Origin of the sequence: Pseudomonas sp. B21-051 (assembly GCF_024748795.1) — a bacterium.
Lineage (GTDB): Bacteria > Pseudomonadota > Gammaproteobacteria > Pseudomonadales > Pseudomonadaceae > Aquipseudomonas > Aquipseudomonas putida_A.
On record NZ_CP087166.1, the window covers coordinates 3,713,632 to 3,735,708 of the forward strand.

Here is a 22,077-nt window from a genome sequence, read left to right on the forward strand (position 1 = left end):
ATCCTGCCTGCATTCAACCAAGGAGAGTTGCAACATGAATGTGCTACTGGTCTACGCCCACCCCGAACCCACTTCGCTCAACGGCTCGCTCAGGGACTTCACCGTCCAGCGACTGCAAGCCGCCGGTCACACCGTGCAGGTCTCCGACCTGTATGCGATGAACTGGAAAACCACGATCGACGCCGATGACGCCCCCGGTCGCGATGAAAGCCGGCCATTCCACGCCTCGATCGATTCAAAGCTGGCTTACCAACAGGGCCGGCAGTCCGCCGACATCGCCCGCGAGCAGGAAAAACTGTTGTGGGCCGACGCGCTGATCCTGCAGTTCCCGCTGTGGTGGTTCACCATGCCGGCCATCCTCAAAGGCTGGGTCGAGCGCGTGTACGCCTACGGATTTGCCTACGGTGTCGGCGAACACTCCGATGCGCGCTGGGGTGAGCGTTACGGCGAGGGCAAGATGAAGGGTAAACGCGCGATGCTGCTGGTCACCACCGGGGGCTGGGATTCGCATTACAGCCCGCGGGGGATCAACGGGCCGATTGATGATTTGCTGTTTCCGATTCAGCACGGCGTGCTGTTCTACCCCGGTTTCGACGTGGTGCCGCCCTTCCTGGTGTACCGCGCCAGCCGCATGGATCAAGCGCGGTTTGCCGAGACCTGCGAGGCGCTGGGCACGCGTCTGGATGAATTGTGGAGCACGCGGCCGATAGCGTATCGGCAACAGAATGCCGGCGATTATGAGATTCCGGCGTTGACGCTCAAGGATGATATCGCCCCCGGTGAGGAAGGCTTCGCCGCGCATTTGCGTTGATGCCCGGAAAAGATCGCAGCCTTCGGCAGCTCCTACAGGGAAAACGTAATTCCTGTGTAGGAGCTGCCGAAGGCTGCGATCTTTTGCTTTTAATATGCCGGTCGCGCACCGGCCCGGGGGATCAAGGCGTGATCAGCTTTGCTCCCGCGCCCGCCGCACCTGCACCAGCAACGCCGGTGCAAAGTGCAGCAGCACCATCCGCGCCAGGTGGTGCGTAAGAATAAACACCACATTCAGCCCGCCGGCAAACGCGACAATCGCAATCGTCTCAATCGCCCCCGGCATGTACGCCAGCCACAGCGACAGCGGATCACTGCCCAGCCAGCGCGCCGCCATTTCGGCAAATGCCGCCGCCACCACGATCATCAAGCCAACCGATACCAACGCCGTGCGACCATGCCGCCCCAGCTCCGCAAGGCCAAGCCCCTGAAAGCGCGAGCCAATCCGCACGCCAAGAATCAGCGCCGCCAGATTCAGGCTCCAGTCCGGCATGTGAAAGCCATGCAGCCATCCCGATTTCACAAACACTGCAGTCAGCAGAATCGCCGTCAACATGAACGGCGCCGGCACGCCGACCACCAACAGCAAGCGCCCGATGACGATGCTCGCGCCGATCAGCGCCAGCACGGTCAACGCCATGCCCGTGCTCAACGGAGCGCTTTCAACCACTGCCACCGAGGCCTGTCCGGGAATCAAAAAGCTCACCAGCACCGTGATCAACAGCAAACGCATCAGGTGCACGATGATGACTTTGCTCGAAGCCTTTTCCGACTCCAGCAAATCGAACACCGCCGCCAGTGCGCCGGGGTACACCGCCAACAGCGCATCGGTACGGTTCCAGCCAGCGCCGCGGGTCAGCCACCATCCGGCGAGGGCGATCTGTACCGTCAGGCATATCAGCAGAACGCCGAGGCTTGGCAACATCGCCGAAGCCGTCGCACTGTCCCACGCCTCGAACATCAACCCGGTGGCGATGCCCAGCGTGACCTGGATGTAGCCCAGACCATAAGGGGTTGCGGGGGCGAAACCGCTGCGCGTGGCGACCAGCGCGGTGACGAGGATCGCCCCCAGCAACAGACCATGAGGAACACCGCTGACCTGCAATGCAGCGCCAACAGCGGCCGCGATCAACAAACACAGAATCGATTTCATATTCTTCGCCTTCCTGGCTATTCAACTGACCCGACATCAATCCCCTGTAGGAGCTGCCGAACGCTCGGGCCGCGATCGGACGATCTTTTGATCTTGCCTTTAGAAAATCAAAGTCAAAAGATCGCAGCCTGCGGCAGCTCCTACAGGGGGGTATTCGTTCTTACGTGCGCAAGCGCCCGATCGCGCGGCGGTATTTCTCGACCCGCTCCAGATCCTCCCAACTTGGCGAGGCAATCCGCGACAGGTCGCTGTTCTCTTCCAGATCCGCCAGTTTCACCACCCGGCCAATCGGGTTCTGCGCCGCGCGCTCGACGAAATCCTCGTAGGATTCGCCGGGCATTTTGGTCACTGATTCAATCGCGCTCAGCACGTCTTCGCTGAAGCCTTCCTTGCGCAGGTCATCAAGGCTGATGCCGCAATCCTCAACCACATCGTGCAGCACGGCGACGATGCGTTCTTCCAGCGAATTCATACGCAACATGACTTTCAGCGGATGCAGAATGTACGGCGCACCGCCCTTGTCCACCTGCCCGGTGTGGGCGGTGGCGGCGATGGCGATAGCGCGTTCGAGGGTTTGAGTCATGCGAGTCTCCGTGGTTTAAACGCCGTAACGGCCGCCGACATGAATGTTGCGTTTGAGCCAGTTGCCGATTGTTTTCAAGCGCCCCACAGGCTGGGAATGCTGTTCAAGAATCACGGAAACCAATATCGCCTGATCCGCCCCCGGATGCGCATCGATAACCTGCGCCACCCACGCACAATCGGCTTTCTGCAGATGTTCACGCCACTCGCCGGGCCACGCGTCCAGCGCATCCAGCGCCAGCCACCGCGCCCCGCCCTGATTGGCATGCCCGCCGCCAATCGATTGCTCGAAACAGAACGGCGTCGCCGGTCGGGACAAGTCGATGCTGAAGATGTAGATGTCTTGAGTGAGGTGCTGCGGCGTGGGGGCGTTGTTGCAGCTGCCGATTTCGATCATGCGCGGTTCCGTCCGTGGGTGAGGCGTTACAACTTGTTTCGCAGTCTACGACGTGGTGCCGATGCGTGGAACCATTGGCGATGAGATGTAGACGGACAACTGAAATGGTTCAACCCACCCTCTTTTGTGTAACATTTCCAAACCAACGTATTTACAAGGATGTTCACCGTGTCAGGAAAACCTGCTGCTCGAGTTACTGATCCAACCTCCTGTCCGCTCCCTGGGCATGGAGTCAATCCAATTGCCGTCGGCTCACCCGACGTTTTTATGGATGGCTTACCTGCAGCCCGCCAGAACGATAAGAGCGCTTGTGGCAGCCCAATCGTAGGAGACGTTGCTTCCACCGTGCTAATCAACGGCATGCCTGCTGCAACCGTGGGAAGTGTCGGAGGTCACGGCAATAAGGTAATCGCCGGCTCATCAACTGTAATTATCGGAAATTCGCACACGCCAGCGGAATTCGTCCCTCCATCAGCCATGCCTCTCTGGGCCATGAAATTTGACGAAAAATTTCGCATCGTCGGAAGTGATGGCCAGCCCCTCGCCAATGTGCCATACCACATCAAGGACGAAGCAGGCAGGGTCTATACAGGCTTCTCTGATGAATCTGGTCACACGCCTCGTATTTCAACTAGCAAGCAAGAAACTCTTGAAGTTACAACCGGTGTAGCCGCGCTGGAAAAATGGGAGGAAGCATGACGGAGTTCTCTTGCAAAGTGCCAACAAACAAGCAGGCAAATTCCGTTAGCAACGTACCCGGCTATTTGATGCCGGCGAATATTCATTTATTTGTTGTAGTAGATGAAATCGGCAAGGACGGTTTTTTAGTCAGAAAAATTTATTCTTCGCCCGACAACCCTCATCTGATCGCCAAGAACCTTTCTGAACTTCAGATCAAAAACGAAATCTGGCCAGAAAAGTATGGGATGCGTTCTGTTGCGCCGGATTCTGGCGCCACAGTGGCCCAACATGTTTACAGTAGTCGAAAGTACCCATCAGGCTATATTTCCACGAGCTCTGAATTCCCGAATGGATCACCAAGATTCGAAGGAAAAACTGTTTATATTGATATTGAAAAAGCCAAAGCTGCAGGCGCCAAGCTGGTAACAACTGAAGAAATCCTAAAAGCACTAGAAGACTACAAAAAGCACGCACCAAAAAATGTAGCAAAAATCGATGAAATTGCCGGCTGGGTAAAGAACATCGACAAAGAAGTATTGGTTCAAGCAGATAAAGTACCAGCAAGAGCGATCTTTACACCAACCTCACACCAAGTCACAAGTGCCTTTATAAAAGGAGCAAGAATTGTGCGGGTGTTCGGGATTGCATTTACTGCATACGATCTCAAAGTCGCGACTGAAGAATCAATTAAACAAAACAGTATCAAGCCTATTTCCGTTGAGGTCGTCAAACAGGCGGGAGGCTGGGGCGCGGCGATAGCTGGCGCCAGGATTGGCGTGGTGGCCGGAGCAGCAGTAGGAATCGAGACAGGCCCCGGTGCAATTGTCAGCGGCGCTATCGGAGGCATTATATTTGGCACTGCCGGGTATTTAGGTGCTACTTGGTTAACTGAATATATGCAAGAGTGAGAGCCGCATGAGATTCATCAAAAAAATAATGGCACTGATAAAGCCAGAACCTAGGAAAGAGCAAATAGCCGGATACAGCAAACAGGAGCTTAAAAGCTTGTTTGCTCGACCTCTAGCTCAGACCAACCTACCGGTTCAGCCTCCCACTACTTCATTGGAAAGCGCTGATATCTGCGCATTTTTTTCGCAGTTCCTAATCGACCCTAAAGATTTGGTTGAATTTGAATCACTCGTCGAATCTCACTTCAGAAAAAACACTGAAAGAACCTTCAATGATCTTCCGGTATTTGAATACGAAAGCGCATTGAGCGGAGACCGACTGATATTCTTCGCATCTACTAGAGAATTCAACTCCGTCACGATTCGTTTGATAACTAACAACTTTGAATTTTTAACGATGCTTAGCCGCAAAAAATTTGCGGTTCCTCCACCATGGGTTGCTTTTGAAGGCTACGAGCCTTCTTGGTGGGGGGGGAGCATGCAAGGTGCTCAAGAGTATTACGACAACAATTACTTTTTCAGTTTTTTCACTCAATTGAGTGACATTGAAAAGCAATCTTATTATTCGAGGTTTGGCGCAACTGATGAGTGGATCGAAAGGTTAGAATTAATGTACGACACAGAGTGATTTGAACAGGAGCACCTTCGCGTACTCTCACCGGAATGGTTGATGGAACCTTCCGAGACGAACCTATCTCGAAACCATAAGCGCCCCGCTCACGATCAAACACGGGGCCATGGGAGAGTTCCGCGATGAACATCCGAATGTTGCTCCTGATCGCCACCTTCGCCGTCATCCCCACCTGCGTCATGGCCGAAGGCTGCGATGTCCAGACCCAATCCTCCAGCGCCTCGGTGCCCGCCGTGGAAACCCACAGCTGCTACGAATACGAAGGCATGCCCGTCAGTTCCATCGACTGGTCGTGCAGCAATGAAAGCAAAGACATGCTCAACAGTAAGAAAACCAAGGTCGACCACTGTGCCGACCACTATCAGGCCACGTGTATCGCCACGATCACCCAGGAATCCCTGGCCAACCCGCACTCCACCAGCAAAGACAAAAACGCCAAGGCGCTGAACATCCCCGACAACGCCCAAGTGACCACGTATTACTACGACGCGGAGCATTTGGCCCAGGCGCGAATTGATTGTGAGAATGGTGGCGGGCATTGGAAGGCGAAGTAAGCGTTTGATATCCGTGTTTGCGACAGGCAAAGAAAAGCCCGGCTCTAAAGACCGGGCTTTTTAGTGCGCGATATCCGTTAACCACCGCCGTTACCCCCACTGCTGCTACCGGTCGGTTGACCCGCAGGGCTGGGCTTGGAGGCAGAAGGCACCGGCCCATTGTCGGTCTTGCCGCCATCACCACCCTTGGGCAGCGAATTGGCATCCGGATCGGCATTGGTGGCTGGAGACGCCGGGTCGCGAGTCTGGCTGTTGCCGTCGTTCGCCGTTGGGGTCGGCGTCTCACCGGCCGCGATCGCATACAGCGAACTGCCGGACAGCAACGCCGCGAGGGTAAACACCGCGATTTTATGGTTCAGCATGGTGGCTCTTCCTTTGCGTGGTGAGTTACAGCATTGGAAGAAGGCCTGTGCCGAAGGTGCAGTGTGTCGGACGAATGGTTATCCCCTGAAAGACTCGTGCAGTTTCAATATCTGAAAACATCGTAGGAAAACACTTCATGTGGCGAGGAAGCTTGCTCCCGCTGGGCTGCGAAGCGGCCCCAAAACCGGATAGTCCGTTTCTTCCAGACATACCGCACGCCGCGAATTACGCCGACTGCGTCGCCGAGCGGGAGCAAGCTCCCTCGCCACAGGGTGCAGTTCACGGCCTACAGCTCATCTAGTGGATGGCACTTCAGAGGAATCACTTCATAACTTCCACGCCCCTTGTAAGACACGTCCGAATATCACCAACAGTAAGCGAGTGCCTCACTGCTCCGGCTCTAGTTGACGATTACTCTTAAAACAAGAGTTCTCCATTCGTTAAAACAGAGTTTTTATGGCCAACCACAGTTACATGACTATTACCGGAAACCGACAGGGACTGATCTCCGCTGGTTGCTCCGACACCCATTCAATCGGCAATAAATGCCAACTGGGTCACCTCGACGAAATCATGGTCCTGGCCTACTCCCACAACATGACCACCGGCAATGACGGCGGCGTTACCGCCGACCGGGGCAAACACTTGCCCATCATGATCACCAAGCACATCGACAAATCCTCACCCCTGCTGTCCGCCGCACTTCACGAACGCGAAGTGTTGGAGTGCACAATCTTCTTCTACCGCACCTCCGCCGCTGGCACTCAAGACAAATACTTCAAAATCCACATTACCGGCGCAAAAATAGCCCACATCAATCTCCAGGTCCCCCACGCCATCCATTTGAACGACGCCCAGCCTCAGGAGCTGGTGTCATTCACTTACCGCGAAATCAGCTGGACTCATATTCAGGCGGGCACGTGCGGCTGCAGCACTTGGGGAAATGACGATGAATGAGGATTCGTGTGACATCAACGATGTCACCCGCGCTGCTTCCGATCTGGTCGCATTCGGGTGCCAGATCGGCACGATTCAACTGTATGACAGTTTCAATCAACTTCGATTTGGTGAGATCGTTTCGTCCTATGCGAATGAGGTTATTCGGGCGGTGGATGCAGGTTTCATTAGTGCCAGGCAAGGGCTGCAGGAGCTCAGGGAGGAACACTCTGGCTTATTGAACAAAGTATCGTTCTATGCTCAAAACGGTGTAGGTGTTGCCGCGGGGATGATGCAAATCCAAATCGCCTCAGTACATTTCGCTTCCAGAACACCAAAAAACGCAGTGGCCGGCACCGCCTATTCATTACATGGAGCTAACAATATCTATGAAGGACTAGCAAACATTTACTACGGCCCTGAAAACCCAGCAGTAGTTGGTCCAACCCGCAAACTCTATCAATTCTTAGCGAGTGACTCCTCCCGTGGAAATATTGCCTATTATGGCGTTGACATAGGGCTCTCTACACTCAGCATACTTCAACCAGTTCGAAAACCCGACTCAGTGGAGCTATTCATTCGTGACCCTATGAATTATGAGCGGGCCTATAAGAGAATGGGTAAAATATCGCTTGCTTTTGAGACTTTGATTGACGGCATCACTATTAGAAACCTTGACAACGAAGTCGCACAACAAACCAACAACAAAAATCACCGCTCACCTTTAAATTCTTCCCCAGACATAAAATATCCGTAAAAAGCGAGGAACACCGAGAAACTCAGTAACCTATACAGTATTTCCGAAAAACTCCAAGTATCGCTAATAAAGTAATAAGCGATCTCTTCAAATATAAGTGCGCAACTGCCAGCGATGAAATGCCTTACCCAGGCAGGATAGCGTCTAGACCCGACATACCGACCTCGCAACTCAGTTACCTGATCGGGAAAGCAGTAGAAGAAATTTACATACAGATAAATCAGAAGCATGAAGCCCTCAGCAAATTTCCTGATCAGTCCTTCCAGCGGTAAAATCTGACTCATAAAATTTATTAGAACCATCGCGAAAATATAACTAAATGCGACAGTTAAAAAGAACAGAAGGACAACCTGACACAGAAATCGAATACTCAACTTCACGACACCACCCGCATTAAACCATTAAAAAACAATTAATTGAGCTCAAAAAAAAGTCCTGTTCAACAAAGAAAGAAGCGGACAAATATCAACACCAATGTAAACATGCACGAAAAGTCATAACACCATAAACCTTGTATCATCACGCATTAATTCAGAGCTGTCCTACAAATGAAAACCATCAAACCTACAAACCTTTCCTCGACTCGAAAAAAATCCGACGCCCTTCAACAAGGCGTCGGATTTACTTACAGCGTATGGTTTTTACCTAAAGCATCAATCAGAAGTTAGCCGGCGTATTCGCACTAATAATCTCAGCCTCATCCGCCCCGATATTTCGGAACTTATGTGGCAACGTCGTCGGAAAATAATACCCATCCCCCGCACTCAACACGCTCACCTGTCCATCCACGGTCAACTCCACCGTGCCACGGGTTACCAACCCACACTCCTCGCCCTCAGCGTGAACAATCGGCTCTTCCCCCGAACTCGCGCCCGGGGCGTATTGCTCGCGCAGCAAGCGCATCTGACGGCTCGGAACCGAAGCACCGATCAGCAGCAGGCGCAGGCCGTGGCGACCCAGATCGGGTTGTTCGTTGGCGCGGAAGACGTATTGGTGTTCGCGCGGGGGCTGGTCGAAGGTGAAGAAGTCGGCCAGGGACATCGGGATGCCTTCGAGCAGCTTTTTCAGCGAGCTGACGGAAGGACTGACGCGATTCTGTTCGATCAGGGAGATGGTGGCATTGGTCACGCCGCTACGCCGGGCCAGCTCGCGCTGGGAGAGTTTGTAGCTTTCGCGTACTAGTTTGAGTCGAGAACCCGTATCCATGACAGCCTTATGTGAGAACGACTTAAGGGCGATGGGGGTGGGTGGCGGGTGACGCGCCGAGGGCGCGGATCACGTTGCTCCCGTGTCCCGGAACCGTGAAAGGCGGCTATTAAATCACGTTTGCAGATGTTGCTCAGCAGGTTCGATGGACGGTGGGGCAAAAGTCCCTCTTGCCTTGTTAATACAGTCACTGTGGGAGCGAGCCTGCTCGCGAAAGCGGTGTGTCAGTCGACATGGAGGTTGGCTGATATGGCCTCTTCGCGAGCTGGCTCGCTCCCACAGTTGGATCACTTTTGTGTCAGTTGGCTTTGTGGCGGTTGTCAGGGAGTCATCGCTGGCAAGCCAGCTCCCACAGGTTTTGTGTTGTCTTTGGGATTGAGGGTGCCAGCTCCCACAGTTGGACATTTGCGGTATTGCTCGGAATAAAAACCGGCGGGGTCTTGGGGGCCGCCGCCGGGGAGGTAACCTAGATGCCGAAGCGGTCGCGCAGCGAGTAGTAGACGGCGCCGAGGGCGGTCAATGGGGCGGAGAAGGTGCGGCCGCCGATCATTGGCATGTGCGGCAGCGAGGCGAACGCGTCGAAGCGTTCGGCGTCGCCGCGGATCATTTCCGAGATCAGTTTGCCGGCCAGGTGCGAGCAGGTGACGCCGTGGCCGCTGTAGCCTTGCATGTAGTAGGCGTTTTTCTCGATGCGGCCGAATTGCGGCATGCGTGACATGGTCAGCAGGAAGTTGCCGGTCCAGCGGTAGTCGATTTTCACGTCCTTGAGCTGCGGGAAAGTCTTGAGGATCTTCGGCCGGATCAGTTGTTCGATGTCGTCCGGTTCCCGCGCGCCGTAAACCACGCCGCCGCCGTACAGCAGACGGTTGTCGGCCGTCAGGCGGTAGTAATCCAGCAGGTAGTTGCAGTCTTCGACGCAGTAGTTGTTGGTGATCAGGCTGCGCGCCTGCTTCTCGGTCAGCGGTTCGGTGACGACGATCTGCGAGCCGCAGGGCATGCTTTTCGCGGTCACGCGGTTGTCCAGACCTTGTGGCAGGTAGGCGTTGCCGGCGATCAGCAGGTACTTGGCGCGCACCTGGCCTTTGGCGGTACGCACCACGTTCGGCTCGCCGTACTTGATTTCCACGGCAGCCGATTGCTCGTAGATCTTGCCGCCCAGGCGCACGATGGCCGCGGCTTCACCGAGGGCCAGGTTCAGCGGATGCACGTGGCCGCCCTGCAGGTCCAGCAGGCCGCCAACGTAGGCGTCGGAGCCGATTTCGCGACGGATGTCGGCAGCGTCGAGCATCTTCAGGTTCTTGTTGCCGTAACGTTCCCAACTGCGCTTCTGCTCGGCCAGGCCGTTGAGTTGTTTCTTGTTCATCGCAGCGAAAATGCCGCCCGGGCGGTAGTCGCATTTGATGTCGTATTCCTTGATCCGCGAACGGATGATGTCGGCGCCTTCGAAGATCATGCTGCCGAGGATTTCCGCCGTCTTGTCGCCGTAGCGTTCTTCGATCACATCGACGTCGCGACTGTAGGAGTTGACCAGTTGCCCGCCGTTGCGACCGCTGGCGCCGTAGCCGACTTTCGCCGCTTCCAGCACCGTGACTTTGTAGCCGGCCTCGGTGAGGAACAGCGCCGAGGACAGGCCGGTGTAGCCGGCGCCAATGATGCAGACATCACACTCGACCGACTCTTCAAGGGTCGGGAAGTCGATGACTTCGTTGCGCGTGGCGGCGTAGTAGCTGTTGACGTGTTGTTGCTTCATTTTATTGTTCTCCGAGGGTCGCTCATCAGAAGCGACCACCGCTGTAGAAAATCAGAGCTTGATCCAGGTCGCTTTCAGCTCGGTGTACTTGTCGAACGCGTGCAGCGATTTGTCGCGACCGTTGCCCGACTGTTTGAAGCCGCCAAACGGTGCGGTCATGTCGCCGCCGTCGTACTGGTTGACCCACACGCTACCGGCCCGCAGGCCACGGGCGAAGGTGTGCGCCTTGCTCAGGTTGCTGGTCCACACACCGGCGGCGAGACCGAAGATGCTGTCGTTGGCGATCTGCAGCGCTTCTTCAACGGTGTCGAAGGTGATCAGCGACAGCACCGGGCCGAAAATTTCTTCGCGGGCGATGGTCATCGCATTGGTCACGCCATCGAAGATCGCCGGTTGCACATAGAGGCCACCGGTTTCTTCGAGGGTGCGCTGGCCGCCGGCAATCAGCTCGGCGCCCTGCTCGCGACCAATGCTGATATAGCGCAGCACGTTGTCCAGTTGACGCTGATCGACCACCGCACCGACGGTGGTCGCCGGGTCAAGCGCGTGCCCCGGTTTCCACGCTTGCAGCGCTTCTACCAGCAGCGGAATGAATTGCTCGCGAATCGAACGTTCCACCAGCAGACGCGAACCGGCGGTGCACACTTCGCCCTGGTTGAAGGCGATCGCGCCGGCTGCTGCCTGAGCTGCCGCGCGCAAGTCCGGAGCGTCGGCAAACACCACGTTCGGACTCTTGCCGCCGGCTTCGAGCCAGACGCGCTTCATGTTGCTTTGCCCGGCATAAATCATCAGCTGTTTGGCAATCGCCGTGGAGCCGGTGAAGGCCAGCACGTCGACGTCCATGTGCAGCGCCAGCGCCTTGCCGACGGTGTGGCCGAAGCCCGGCAGGACGTTGAACACCCCTTTCGGAATGCCCGCGTCCAACGCCAGTTGAGCGATGCGGATCGCGGTCAGTGGCGACTTTTCCGAAGGCTTGAGAATGAACGAGTTACCCGCCGCCAGCGCCGGGGCGAACTTCCAACTGGCCATGATCAGCGGGAAGTTCCACGGCACGATCGCGGCGACTACGCCGGATGGCTCGCGGGTCACCAGACCGAGTTGATCGTGCGGGGTGGCGGCGACTTCGTCGTAGATCTTGTCGATTGCTTCGGCGCTCCAGCGGATCGCGTTGGCGGTCGCCGGGATATCGATGCTCATCGAGTCGCTGATCGGTTTACCCATGTCGAGGGTTTCCAGCAGCGCCAGTTCTTCCTGGTGTTGCAGGATCAGATCGGCGAAGCGGATCAGGATGCGTTTGCGCTCAGCCGGGGCCTTGTGCGCCCACACGCCGGAGTTGAACGACTGGCGTGCGACTTCGACGGCGAGGTTGGCGTCGGCTTCATCGGTGCTGGCCACGGAGGCGAGAAAACGGCCGTCGACGGGGCTCAGGCATTCAAAGGTGGCGCCGCCGATTGCCGGGCGATATTCACCGTTGATGAACGCGCGGGATTCGATGGTCAGGGACTGGAAGCGTTGTTCCCAGTCGTTGCGTGTGGTGGTCATGGTTGTGGCTCGACAAGGGGATTGGGGAGAGATCTGGTAATCCGATCCCTGTAGGAGCTGCCGCAGGCTGCGATCTTTTGATCTTGCTTCTAAAAATCAAAGTCAAAAGATCGCAGCCTTCGGCAGCTCCTACAGGGAATGGTGGTGAGTCAGTCACCACCCATTACACCGGATGGTCGTTACACCGTATGCAGATACCAGTTGTACTCAAGGTCGGAGATCGAGTTCTCGAACTCGGCCAGCTCGCTTTCCTTGCAGGCGACGAACACGTCGATGTACATCGGGTCGATGTACCTGGCCATGACTTCGCTGTCGTCCAGCTCACGCAATGCGTCGCGCAGGTTGTTCGGCAGGCTCTGTTCGTTCTGCTCGTAGCTGTTGCCTTCAACCGGCGCGCCCGGCTCGATCTGGTTGGTCAGGCCGTGGTGAATGCCTGCCAGTACCGAAGCCATCAGCAGGTAAGGGTTGGCGTCGGCGCCGGCCACGCGATGCTCGATACGCACGGCGTCAGCCGAACCGGTCGGCACACGGACCGCAACGGTACGGTTGTCTATGCCCCAGCTCGGCGAGTTCGGCACGTAGAACTGCGCGCCGAAGCGGCGGTACGAGTTTACGTTCGGGCAGAGGAACGCCATTTGCGCAGGCAGGGTCTCCAGCACACCGCCGATCGCGTGTCGCAGCGCGGCGTTCTGCTCGGGATCCTCGCTGGCGAAGATGTTGTTGCCTTCTTTGTCCAGAATCGAAATGTGCACGTGCAGACCGTTGCCCGCCTGGCCCGGATACGGCTTGGCCATGAAGGTGGTGTCCATCTCGTGGTCGTAGGCGATGTTCTTCACCAGACGCTTGAGCAGGACCGCGTAGTCGCAAGCCTTGATCGGGTCGGAGACGTGATGCAGGTTGACTTCGAACTGCGCCGGGGCGCTTTCCTTGACGATCGCGTCAGCCGGGATGCCCTGCTCTTTCGCGCCTTCGAGGATGTCTTGCAGGCAGTCGACGTATTCGTCGAGGTCGTCGATCAGGTACACCTGAGTCGACACCGGGCGCTTGCCGGAGACCGGCGAACGTGGCGACTGCGGACGGCCGTTCACGTTGTCCTGGTCGATCAGGTAAAACTCGAGTTCGAACGCGGCGCAGATGGTCAGGCCCAGTTCATCGAACTTGCGCACCACGTTGGCCAGCACTTCACGCGGATCGGCGAAGAACGGCTCGCCTTCGATCTCGTGCATGGTCATCAGCAGTTGTGCGGTTGGGCGCTTCTGCCACGGCTCGATGCTCAGGGTGCCAGGGATCGGGTAGCAGATGCGGTCAGCGTCGCCGATGTCCAGGCCCAGACCGGTGCTTTCCACCGTGGAGCCATTGATGTCGAGGGCGAAGAGCGAGGCCGGCAGGTTGATGCCTTTCTCGTAAACCTTGTGAAGACTGGTGCGCTCGATGCGCTTGCCGCGCACCACACCGTTCATGTCTGCAATCAGAAGGTCGACGTACAAAACCTCAGGATGTTTCTTAAGGAATGCGTTTGCTTCGTTGAGTTGAACGGCACGCAGAGGGACCGACATGATGCACCTATTTAGCTGTTAATTATTATGTTCACCGCTGTTTCGCCGAGCCAGTCAATCCGAAAGGCAAAGTGAAGTCAATAGCGAACACCTGGCCGCTCAGCGTTTATTTTTCAGGCTTTTTTTAACACTCACGTGCCAATGCAGGCGCCGCAAGGCCTGGAATCATGAAGATTGGATGAACGGCGTTTAGAATTTTTTACATGGCAGTTGTTAATTAAAATCAACGAGGCTAAGCTCCGGAAAAGCTCGTTCAAGTGTCAAACTTCGAGGTGAATAAAAATGGCATTCAAGCCATTGATCGGCGTTACTGCGTGCGTCAAACAGATTGGCCTGCACCCCTATCACATCAGCGGCGACAAGTACGTACGTGCTGTCAGCGTTGGCGCTCAGGGTCTTCCAGTGGTCATTCCTTCCCTTGGCAAACTGACTGAAATCGAAGACCTGCTCGGTCAACTCGACGGTCTGTTGCTGACCGGCTCGCCCTCGAACGTGGAGCCCTTCCACTATCAAGGTCCGGCCAGCGAACCCGGTACGGATCACGATCCGGCGCGGGACGCCACCACCCTTCCTTTATTGCGTGCAGCCATTGCGGCGGGCGTTCCGGTGCTCGGCATCTGCCGTGGCTTCCAGGAAATGAACGTGGCGTTCGGTGGCAGCCTGCACCAGAAGGTGCACGAGCTGCCGGGCATGCTTGATCACCGTGAAGCCGACAGCCCGGACGTGGCCGTGCAATACGCACCGGCGCATGCCGTGAGCGTGCTGGCGGGCGGTGTGTTCGAAGCGCTGGCGTTGCCGGGCGAGTTCCAGGTCAACTCGATTCACAGCCAGGGCATCGACCGCCTCGCGCCCGGCCTGCGTGCCGAAGCGGTGGCGCCGGATGGCCTGATCGAGGCGATCTCGGTCGAGCACAGCCCGACTTTCGCCCTCGGCGTGCAATGGCACCCGGAATGGCAGGTGCTGGACAACCCGAACTACCTGAAGATTTTCCAGGCATTCGGCGAGGCTTGCCGGCAACGGGCAGCGCGACGCAACCAGCGCTGACTCATCCCAGGATTTCAAAACTGTTTACTGCCCCCACGGGGTCGGCGGCGGCGCGTGTGCGCATCCGTCATCCGTGAAAACAACAAACCGTAATAACAACAAGTACGACCCAGGCAGCCAGGACGGCGGCGCCGACCAGGTCAGGGTAACCCGCAGCCAATGCGACCCCCTGTAGGAGCTGCCGAAGGCTGCGATCTTTTGATTTTGTTTTTCAGAATCAGGATCAAAAGATCGCAGCCTTCGGCAGCTCCTACAGGGGCCATGTGTGGCGAGGACAGTTTTCCCTGGCTTGCAATCCACTTAAGCCCGGCCACGTTGGCCGAGCGAACGAAACCTGTTGGGAGTTTCACATGGCAAACGCCTCCAGCACTTACCGGAAGGCACTTGAAGGCCACCAGCAACCGAAAAAGGTTCTGGTGAAAGTCGATCGTGTCACCAAGAAGTTCGACGAAACCACGGCCGTGGACGATGTGTCCCTGGAGATCCATCAGGGCGAAATCTTTGCCCTGCTCGGCGGCTCCGGTTCGGGCAAATCGACCCTGCTGCGCATGCTCGCCGGTTTCGAGCGGCCAACTGAAGGGCGGATTCTGCTCGACGGCGTGGACATCACCGACATGCCGCCGTACGAGCGGCCGATCAACATGATGTTCCAGTCCTACGCGCTGTTCCCGCACATGACTGTGGCGCAGAACATTGCCTTTGGCCTCAAGCAGGACCGTTTGCCGGCCAGCGAAATCGACGCCCGCGTCGAAGAGATGCTGCGCCTGGTGCACATGACCCAATACGCCAAACGCAAACCCCATCAGTTGTCCGGCGGTCAGCGCCAGCGCGTCGCCCTCGCCCGCTCCCTGGCGAAACGTCCGAAGCTGTTGCTGCTCGACGAACCGATGGGCGCGCTGGATAAAAAACTGCGTTCGCAGATGCAGCTGGAACTGGTCGAGATCATCGAACGTGTCGGCGTGACCTGCGTGATGGTGACCCACGACCAGGAAGAGGCCATGACCATGGCCGAGCGCATCGCGATCATGCACCTCGGCTGGATCGCCCAGATCGGCAGCCCGGTGGACATCTATGAAGCGCCGGTCAGCCGCATGGTCTGCGAATTCATCGGTAACGTTAACGCCTTCGACGGCACCGTGGTGGAAGACCTTGAAGGTCACGCGATCATCCACAGCCCGGACCTGCAGCAGAAGATCTACGTCGGTCACGGCGTCAGCACGTCGGTGCAGGACAAGTCGATCACCTACGCGATCCGCCCGGAAAAAATGCTCGTCAGCACCATCAAACCCGAAGTCCGCTACAACTGGTCCGAAGGCAAGGTGCATGACATCGCCTACCTCGGCGGCCACTCGGTGTTCTACGTCGAGCTGCCGGGCGGCAAGATCGTCCAGTCGTTCATGGCCAACGCCGAACGCCGTGGCGCGCGGCCGACCTGGGACGACAAGGTCTACGTCTGGTGGGAAGACGACAGCGGCGTGGTGCTGCGCTCATGAGAACCTTCAATCAGCAATTCCTGCGCCTGGTGCCCAGCGGGCGAAAGTTCGTCATCGGCATCCCGTTCATCTGGCTGTTCCTGTTCTTCATGTTGCCGTTCTTCCTGGTGATGAAGATCAGCTTCTCGGAAGCCGCGCTGTCGATCCCGCCGTACTCGGAGATCTACACCTACGCCGAACAGAAATTCCAGCTGATGCTCAACATCGGCAACTACACCATGCTCGGCGAAGACGAGCTGTACCTGTCGGCCTACCTCGGTTCGCTGAAGGTCGCGGCGCTGAGCACGCTGATGTGCCTGGTGATCGGTTTCCCGATGGCCTATGCGATCACCAAGGCGAGCAAGGAAGCGCAAAACGTCCTGCTGCTGTTGATCATGATGCCGACCTGGACCGCGATCCTGATCCGCGTTTACGCGTGGATGGGCATCCTCAGCAACAACGGTCTGCTCAATGCGTTTCTGATGTGGACCGGGCTGACCGATCACCCGATCGAGATCCTCAACACCAACACCGCGGTGTATATCGGCGTGGTCTATGCCTACCTGCCATTCATGGTGTTGCCGCTGTACGCCAACCTGGTCAAGCACGATGGCAGCCTGCTGGAAGCAGCGTCCGATCTAGGTTCGAGCAACTTCAACAACTTCTGGAAAATCACTGTGCCGCTGGCCAAGAACGGCATCATCGCCGGCTGCATGCTGGTGTTCATTCCGGTGGTTGGCGAGTTCGTGATTCCGGAACTGCTGGGTGGCCCGGAGACGCTGATGATCGGTCGCGTGCTGTGGCAAGAGTTCTTCAATAACCGCGACTGGCCGGTGGCGTCAGCGCTGGCGGTGGTGATGCTGTTGATCCTGATTGTGCCGATTCTGCTGTTCAATCGCAGTCAGGCCAAAGAGATGGAGGCACGGGGATGAAACGCTTCGGTTTTTCCAAGTTCATGTTGATCTTCGGCTTGATGTTCATCTATCTGCCGATGCTGATTCTGGTGATCTACTCGTTCAACGCCTCGAAACTGGTGACGGTGTGGGGCGGCTGGTCGGTGAAGTGGTACGTCGGCCTGCTCGACAACACGCAACTGATGGGCTCGGTGGTGCGCTCGCTGGAAATCGCCTGCTACACCGCGATTGCCGCGGTGGCGTTGGGCACCCTCGCCGCCTTCGTCCTGACTCGGGTCACGCGCTTCAAGGGTCGCACGCTGTTTGGTGGTCTGGTGACGGCACCGCTGGTGATGCCTGAGGTGATCACCGGTCTGTCGCTGTTGCTGCTGTTCGTGGCGATGGCGCAGTTGATCGGCTGGCCGCAGGAGCGTGGCATTGTCACCATCTGGATCGCCCACACCACGTTTTGTGCCGCCTATGTGGCGGTGGTAGTCTCCGCCCGCCTGCGTGAACTGGATCTGTCGATCGAAGAAGCCGCGATGGATCTGGGGGCCAAGCCGTTCAAGGTGTTTTTCCTGATCACCATTCCGATGATCGCGCCGTCGCTGGCGGCGGGCGGGATGATGTCGTTCGCTCTGTCGCTGGATGATCTGGTGCTGGCAAGCTTCGTTTCCGGCCCGGGTTCGACCACGCTGCCGATGGAGGTGTTCTCGGCGGTGCGCCTGGGCGTGAAGCCTGAGATCAACGCGGTGGCCAGCCTGATTCTGCTGGCGGTGTCGCTGGTGACCTTCTTCGTCTGGTACTTCGGCCGCAAGGCAGAAGCCAACCGCAAGAAGGCAATTCAGGAAGCGATGGATCAGACAGCGAATGAGGCGTGGCAGCAGCCGCAACGCGCCGCCACTGCCTAAGCAGCACCGATGAACAACTGTGGCGAGGGAGCTTGCTCCCGCTGGGCTGCGCAGCAGACCCAAAAGCTTGTGAGCGCTGCGCACTCAAGCGGGAGCAAGCTCCCTCGCCACAGGTTTTACGTACACCCGGTTTGTGTTTTTGAATAAAAAGAATGGAGTTTCACCGATGAAAATGTTTGGCAGGACTCTGCTGACACTGTCCTTAATGGGCGCAATCGCCACGGGCGTCCAGGCCAACGACAAGGTGCTGCGTGTTTACAACTGGTCCGATTACATCGCGCCGGACACCGTCAAGAAGTTCGAAGACGAGACCGGCATCCAGGTGACCTACGATGTGTTCGACAGCAACGAGACCCTCGAGGCGCGGTTGCTGGCGGGCAAATCCGGTTACGACATTGTCGTGCCGTCCAACAGTTTTCTGGCCAAGCAAATCAAGGCTGGGGTCTATCAGCCGCTGGACAAATCGAAACTGTCGAACTGGAAAAATCTCAACCCGGTGCTGCTGAAAAACGCCTCCGCCAGCGATCCGGACAACGCTCACGCGTTCCCGTACATGTGGGGTTCGATCGGCATCGGCTACAACCCGGACAAGGTCAAGGAAGTGCTCGGCGCCAAGGCCCCGACCAACTCCTGGGACCTGCTGTTCAAGCCGGAAAACGCCGAGAAGCTGAAGGCGTGCGGCATCAGTTTCCTCGACTCGCCGACCGAAATGATCCCGGCCGCCCTGCACTATCTGGGCTATCCGGTGAACGACAAGGACAAGGCGCACATCCTCGAAGCCGAAGCGCTGTTCATGAAGATCCGCCCGTACGTGGCGTACTTCCATTCCTCGAAGTACATCTCGGACCTGGCCAACGGCAACATCTGCGTGGCGGTCGGTTACTCCGGTGACGTGCTGCAGGCCAAGGCCCGTGCGGTGGAAGCCGGTAACAAGGTGCAGATCGATTACAGCATTCCGAAGGAAGGCGCCGGCAGCTTCTACGACATGGTCGCCATCCCGCGCGATGCGGCGAACGTCGAGAACGCCTACCTGTTCATGAACTTCCTGATGCGCCCGGACATCATCGCCGAGATCACCAACAGCAACGGCTACAGCAACGCCAACGCGGCCGCCACGCCGCTGGTGGACGAAGCGATCCGCAACGATCCGGGTTCGTATCCGTCGCAGGCGGTAATGGCGACGTTGTATGCGGTGCCGGATCAGCCGATTGCCACCCAGCGGATCATGACCCGCGGCTGGACCCGGGTGAAGCTCGGTAAATAACTGACACCGCCCCCTGTAGGAGCTGCCGAAGGCTGCGATATTTTGATCTTGCGTCTAAAAAACAAAGTCAAAAGATCGCAGCCTGCGGCAGCTCCTACACAGGGATGTGGCGTAGCTTTTCCGTTCACGCAGCGCCTTACCACCGCTGCACCCTGCAATGAACGGCCTCACCTGGCTCCCTCGGCTCAGGTGAATTTCAGGCGCCCTCGGGCGCCTTTTTTTCTGCGCTCAATTCAATCGCCAATCCTGCAGAATCCGGTAGCGGCCCTTGTGTGATTCAAACAGGGCAAAACGCTCGGCGCGCAGGAAAAACTCCGGCGGCGTGGCGGCTTCCGGCTCCGTTGCACGGTAGTCTCGGGCGAGGGTCAGGTGCGGGCGAAACTCGCGTGGTGATTCTTCGAAACCGAACGGCAGCATCGCCTGCTCCAGCGCATACACTAGGCGCAACAAGGCCGGCGGGGCCTGCTCCGGCGCCAGAGATAGAATCCCGGCCCGATGCCAGACCTGCAGCCGATCCAACGCAATCCGCAACGGCTCACCCGGCGTGCGCACCTTGCCGGCGGCCTCGCAAACTTCATGGATCTGCGCCAGCGGTACGGCACCGAGGAACAGCAGCGTCAGGTGAAAGTTATCCGCCGGCACCGCTTTGCCGGTGCGCAACCCCAAGTCGCCGCGCCACTGGGCAATGGCCTTGCGCTGCGCCGGTGGGCAGTCGAGGGCAAAAAACAGTCGCTTGAACGGTTCATCCCTGCGCGCATCATCGGTCATGGGCCAGCTCCTTCGCTCGTCGATCGGCCGATTCTACACAGCCTCCACTGACGACTGGCGACACCCGGCTATAGTTCAAGGATTGCCATCTAACCGGAGGTCGCCATGCGCGAGATCCTCAGCAAAGAACCGTGGTGGGCCCGGCCACCCAGCCCCGGGCAGGATGAGACCGAGCTGGAATGGGGCTGGCTGGTGCATTACAGCGAAGGTGAACCGCGTTTCGAATTCGTCCGCGAACGGCCCACGGACGAGCAGATTCGCAACCGCAAAGGCTGCCGGATCACCCCCTCTCCAGAGTGACCACCACCCCATATGGGAGCGAGCCTGCTCGCGAAAGCGGTGGGCCAGCAATGGAGATATTGGCTGTGCTGACGCCCTCGCGAGCAAGTTCACTCCTACACGGATCTGGTGAGTTTCAGGATTCAAGAATGTTCTTGAAGCCCCCAAAGATCATCCGCTGTCCATCAAACCCCATGGGATTGACGTCCGGTTGCATGCGCGGGTCTTCCATCATTTTCGCCATGCCGGCATCGCGGGTGGCCTTGTCGGGCCAGATCAGCCAGCCGGACGACACCGTCTCGCCTTCCTTGAGTTTTACCGCCATCGGGAATGACGTGACTTTGCCGTCCGGCACGTCATCCCCCCAGCACTGAACCACTTCCTTCGCTCCGTATTCCTTGAACAGTTTCTCAGCGATCTCACAATGTTTTTTGTACTGCTCACGATTGGCATTCGGCACGGGTGCTACAAAAATATCGATGTAAGCCATGATCACTCTCCTTGCACGTTGGGTTCGATCTGCCGGGTAGTCGATTGCGGCGGCTGCCATTCGACACGATTCACGCCCTGCCCGACCGACGGTTGTTCGCCCCCGCCAAGGCTGCCCTCGACCTTCCCGGCGATATGCAGGGTTCCGGCCATGACCCCGGTGGTCGGGTTCTGCAGCAGTTTCGCCCAGGCCTTGTCGAACGTGCTGCCCAGGCTGCTGCGAATCAGCGCTTCGCTGTCGGGCCGGTCGTTGGCCTGGATGATCGCGCGGATGCCCGCCACGCCGATCGAGATCACCCCGCCGACCAACTTGCCCGCCGCAGCCGCCACCGCACTGGCCGCTCCGCGCGGAGCCATTTCCGCCTCCATCCGCTGGCTGGCGCGTTTGGCCACGGGGGCCATGCCGGCGTCGGTCGAAGCGATGCCCTTGCTGCCGCCTTCGGTGTGGATCTTGTCGATCAACGCGGCATACGCCGGCAAGGTGTTCAGCGGCTCGGTGCTGATGATTTGATAGAGCGACGCATCCCGCGCCGGCGGCGGCCCGAGGGCAATCGCCGGGACCTTTTGCAGACGCCCGTTGAGCTGGGCCACCGGCACACCGTAACGCTGGGCGATGAGCGGCATCTGCTGGGCCATCAGTTGCGCGTAGAACGCCGTGGCCTGCCCGAGGATCGCATCAGGATCGATCTCCACCGCCACCGGTGCCAGCACCCTTTCCTGATATTGCTCAAGCAGATAGCTCGCCAGGCGCTTGGCCGAAGCATCCTGTTCGCCGCCGGCACTGATGGTGTACCAACTGACCTTCATCGACAGCCATTCCTGGGTCCAGTAGCTGCTGAACCACGGAATGAAATTTTCTTCAGTTTGCTGATAGACGCGAGTGCGCCAATGTTCCATCGAGCCACGGGCAAATACTTTGACTTGCTTGGTGGATTGCTGCGAGGCGCTGACGATGTCGCGGTCGATCTGCTGCCAGGTGGCGGGCGACACCAACACCGCTCGCGGCGCCACCGGGGCCCGCGCCGAAGAGGCGCAGCCAGCCAGCAGACACAGTGCGGCGAGGCTCAGCGCACGCAGGTTCACGGTGGTGGAGTCCTTGAATGGAGGAAAACAGATTTGAGTATAGGTGCG

24 protein-coding genes are annotated in these 22,077 nt (G+C 57.8%); 13 read left to right on the forward strand and 11 right to left on the reverse strand.

The annotated features are described in order from the left end of the window. The first annotated feature begins 34 nt into the window (after nucleotides 1–34). Nucleotides 35–811, forward strand: coding sequence for an NAD(P)H-dependent oxidoreductase (locus LOY52_RS16475; RefSeq protein ID WP_258675059.1), 777 nt, complete (start codon nucleotides 35–37; stop codon nucleotides 809–811). A 132-nt stretch (nucleotides 812–943) separates the two neighbouring features. Here LOY52_RS16475 and LOY52_RS16480 read toward each other — a convergent pair whose 3' ends face one another. The 3 genes from LOY52_RS16480 to LOY52_RS16490 form a co-directional block, all read right to left on the reverse strand. Then, a complete protein-coding gene (locus LOY52_RS16480; RefSeq protein WP_258675060.1) occupies nucleotides 944–1,963 on the reverse strand; it encodes an AbrB family transcriptional regulator in 1,020 nt (339 codons plus the stop codon). Between the two features lie 160 nt (nucleotides 1,964–2,123). Beyond that, nucleotides 2,124–2,546, reverse strand: a complete 423-nt coding sequence (locus LOY52_RS16485) for an HD domain-containing protein (RefSeq protein WP_258675061.1) — start codon at nucleotides 2,544–2,546, stop codon at nucleotides 2,124–2,126. Nucleotides 2,547–2,561: 15 nt separating this feature from the next. After that, nucleotides 2,562–2,942: a hypothetical protein gene (locus tag LOY52_RS16490; protein WP_258675062.1), complete on the reverse strand. Its 381-nt coding sequence runs from the start codon at nucleotides 2,940–2,942 to the stop codon at nucleotides 2,562–2,564. A 168-nt stretch (nucleotides 2,943–3,110) separates the two neighbouring features. Between LOY52_RS16490 and LOY52_RS16495 the strand changes: the two genes are divergently transcribed. From LOY52_RS16495 to LOY52_RS16510, 4 genes are all read left to right on the forward strand, one after another. Next, nucleotides 3,111–3,641, forward strand: coding sequence for a PAAR domain-containing protein (locus LOY52_RS16495; RefSeq protein ID WP_123588533.1), 531 nt, complete (start codon nucleotides 3,111–3,113; stop codon nucleotides 3,639–3,641). Beyond that, nucleotides 3,638–4,531 carry a glycine zipper family protein gene (locus LOY52_RS16500; RefSeq protein WP_185022160.1) on the forward strand — a complete coding sequence of 298 codons (894 nt, stop codon included), beginning with the start codon at nucleotides 3,638–3,640 and terminating at the stop codon, nucleotides 4,529–4,531. The genes LOY52_RS16495 and LOY52_RS16500 overlap by 4 nt, the downstream gene beginning before the upstream one ends. A gap of 7 nt (nucleotides 4,532–4,538) precedes the next feature. Beyond that, the gene (locus LOY52_RS16505; RefSeq protein ID WP_258675063.1) at nucleotides 4,539–5,159 is read left to right on the forward strand and encodes a hypothetical protein; all 621 of its coding nucleotides are present in this window, start codon (nucleotides 4,539–4,541) and stop codon (nucleotides 5,157–5,159) included. Nucleotides 5,160–5,284: 125 nt separating this feature from the next. Beyond that, nucleotides 5,285–5,716, forward strand: coding sequence for a hypothetical protein (locus LOY52_RS16510; protein WP_258675064.1), 432 nt, complete (start codon nucleotides 5,285–5,287; stop codon nucleotides 5,714–5,716). A gap of 77 nt (nucleotides 5,717–5,793) precedes the next feature. On the opposite strand, the gene LOY52_RS16515 is transcribed toward LOY52_RS16510, so the two are convergent. Beyond that, complete coding sequence (locus tag LOY52_RS16515) at nucleotides 5,794–6,078, reverse strand: hypothetical protein (protein WP_007962462.1); 285 nt, start codon at nucleotides 6,076–6,078, stop codon at nucleotides 5,794–5,796. A gap of 457 nt (nucleotides 6,079–6,535) precedes the next feature. Between LOY52_RS16515 and LOY52_RS16520 the strand changes: the two genes are divergently transcribed. Continuing rightward, nucleotides 6,536–7,036, forward strand: a complete 501-nt coding sequence (locus LOY52_RS16520; RefSeq protein WP_258675065.1) for an Hcp family type VI secretion system effector — start codon at nucleotides 6,536–6,538, stop codon at nucleotides 7,034–7,036. After that, a complete protein-coding gene (locus tag LOY52_RS16525) occupies nucleotides 7,029–7,772 on the forward strand; it encodes a DUF4225 domain-containing protein (protein WP_258675066.1) in 744 nt (247 codons plus the stop codon). The genes LOY52_RS16520 and LOY52_RS16525 overlap by 8 nt, the downstream gene beginning before the upstream one ends. Nucleotides 7,773–8,429: 657 nt before the next feature. Here the strand turns inward: LOY52_RS16525 and LOY52_RS16530 are convergent. The 4 genes from LOY52_RS16530 to LOY52_RS16545 form a co-directional block, all read right to left on the reverse strand. After that, on the reverse strand, nucleotides 8,430–8,978 hold the full coding sequence (locus LOY52_RS16530; RefSeq protein WP_011333561.1) for a cupin domain-containing protein: 549 nt from the start codon (nucleotides 8,976–8,978) through the stop codon (nucleotides 8,430–8,432). Between the two features lie 466 nt (nucleotides 8,979–9,444). After that, on the reverse strand, nucleotides 9,445–10,728 hold the full coding sequence (locus LOY52_RS16535; RefSeq protein WP_098964477.1) for an FAD-binding oxidoreductase: 1,284 nt from the start codon (nucleotides 10,726–10,728) through the stop codon (nucleotides 9,445–9,447). A gap of 51 nt (nucleotides 10,729–10,779) precedes the next feature. Further along, the gene (locus LOY52_RS16540; RefSeq protein ID WP_258675067.1) at nucleotides 10,780–12,270 is read right to left on the reverse strand and encodes an aldehyde dehydrogenase; all 1,491 of its coding nucleotides are present in this window, start codon (nucleotides 12,268–12,270) and stop codon (nucleotides 10,780–10,782) included. Nucleotides 12,271–12,449: 179 nt separating this feature from the next. Next, complete coding sequence (locus LOY52_RS16545) at nucleotides 12,450–13,826, reverse strand: glutamine synthetase family protein (protein ID WP_025111315.1); 1,377 nt, start codon at nucleotides 13,824–13,826, stop codon at nucleotides 12,450–12,452. Nucleotides 13,827–14,108: 282 nt separating this feature from the next. Between LOY52_RS16545 and LOY52_RS16550 the strand changes: the two genes are divergently transcribed. From LOY52_RS16550 to LOY52_RS16570, 5 genes are all read left to right on the forward strand, one after another. Then, nucleotides 14,109–14,870, forward strand: a complete 762-nt coding sequence (locus LOY52_RS16550; protein WP_027611688.1) for a gamma-glutamyl-gamma-aminobutyrate hydrolase family protein — start codon at nucleotides 14,109–14,111, stop codon at nucleotides 14,868–14,870. 350 nt (nucleotides 14,871–15,220) lie between these two features. Continuing rightward, nucleotides 15,221–16,363: a polyamine ABC transporter ATP-binding protein gene (gene potA, locus LOY52_RS16555; RefSeq protein WP_007962457.1), complete on the forward strand. Its 1,143-nt coding sequence runs from the start codon at nucleotides 15,221–15,223 to the stop codon at nucleotides 16,361–16,363. A 29-nt stretch (nucleotides 16,364–16,392) separates the two neighbouring features. Further along, nucleotides 16,393–17,274, forward strand: coding sequence for an ABC transporter permease subunit (locus LOY52_RS16560; RefSeq protein WP_171061872.1), 882 nt, complete (start codon nucleotides 16,393–16,395; stop codon nucleotides 17,272–17,274). After that, nucleotides 17,271–18,146, forward strand: coding sequence for an ABC transporter permease subunit (locus tag LOY52_RS16565; RefSeq protein ID WP_258675068.1), 876 nt, complete (start codon nucleotides 17,271–17,273; stop codon nucleotides 18,144–18,146). Before LOY52_RS16560 ends, LOY52_RS16565 begins: the two co-directional genes overlap by 4 nt. A gap of 166 nt (nucleotides 18,147–18,312) precedes the next feature. Further along, on the forward strand, nucleotides 18,313–19,410 hold the full coding sequence (locus tag LOY52_RS16570; protein ID WP_258675069.1) for a polyamine ABC transporter substrate-binding protein: 1,098 nt from the start codon (nucleotides 18,313–18,315) through the stop codon (nucleotides 19,408–19,410). Between the two features lie 228 nt (nucleotides 19,411–19,638). On the opposite strand, the gene thpR is transcribed toward LOY52_RS16570, so the two are convergent. Further along, complete coding sequence (thpR, locus tag LOY52_RS16575) at nucleotides 19,639–20,178, reverse strand: RNA 2',3'-cyclic phosphodiesterase (protein ID WP_258675070.1); 540 nt, start codon at nucleotides 20,176–20,178, stop codon at nucleotides 19,639–19,641. A 105-nt stretch (nucleotides 20,179–20,283) separates the two neighbouring features. On the opposite strand from thpR, the gene LOY52_RS16580 reads away from it, so the two are divergent. Continuing rightward, a complete protein-coding gene (locus LOY52_RS16580; RefSeq protein ID WP_247268818.1) occupies nucleotides 20,284–20,478 on the forward strand; it encodes a hypothetical protein in 195 nt (64 codons plus the stop codon). Nucleotides 20,479–20,593: 115 nt separating this feature from the next. Here the strand turns inward: LOY52_RS16580 and LOY52_RS16585 are convergent, their stop codons facing one another. Beyond that, nucleotides 20,594–20,947: a DUF1428 domain-containing protein gene (locus LOY52_RS16585; RefSeq protein ID WP_258675072.1), complete on the reverse strand. Its 354-nt coding sequence runs from the start codon at nucleotides 20,945–20,947 to the stop codon at nucleotides 20,594–20,596. Between the two features lie 2 nt (nucleotides 20,948–20,949). Beyond that, nucleotides 20,950–22,029, reverse strand: coding sequence for a hypothetical protein (locus LOY52_RS16590; protein WP_258675073.1), 1,080 nt, complete (start codon nucleotides 22,027–22,029; stop codon nucleotides 20,950–20,952). Between the last annotated feature and the right edge of the window lie 48 nt (nucleotides 22,030–22,077).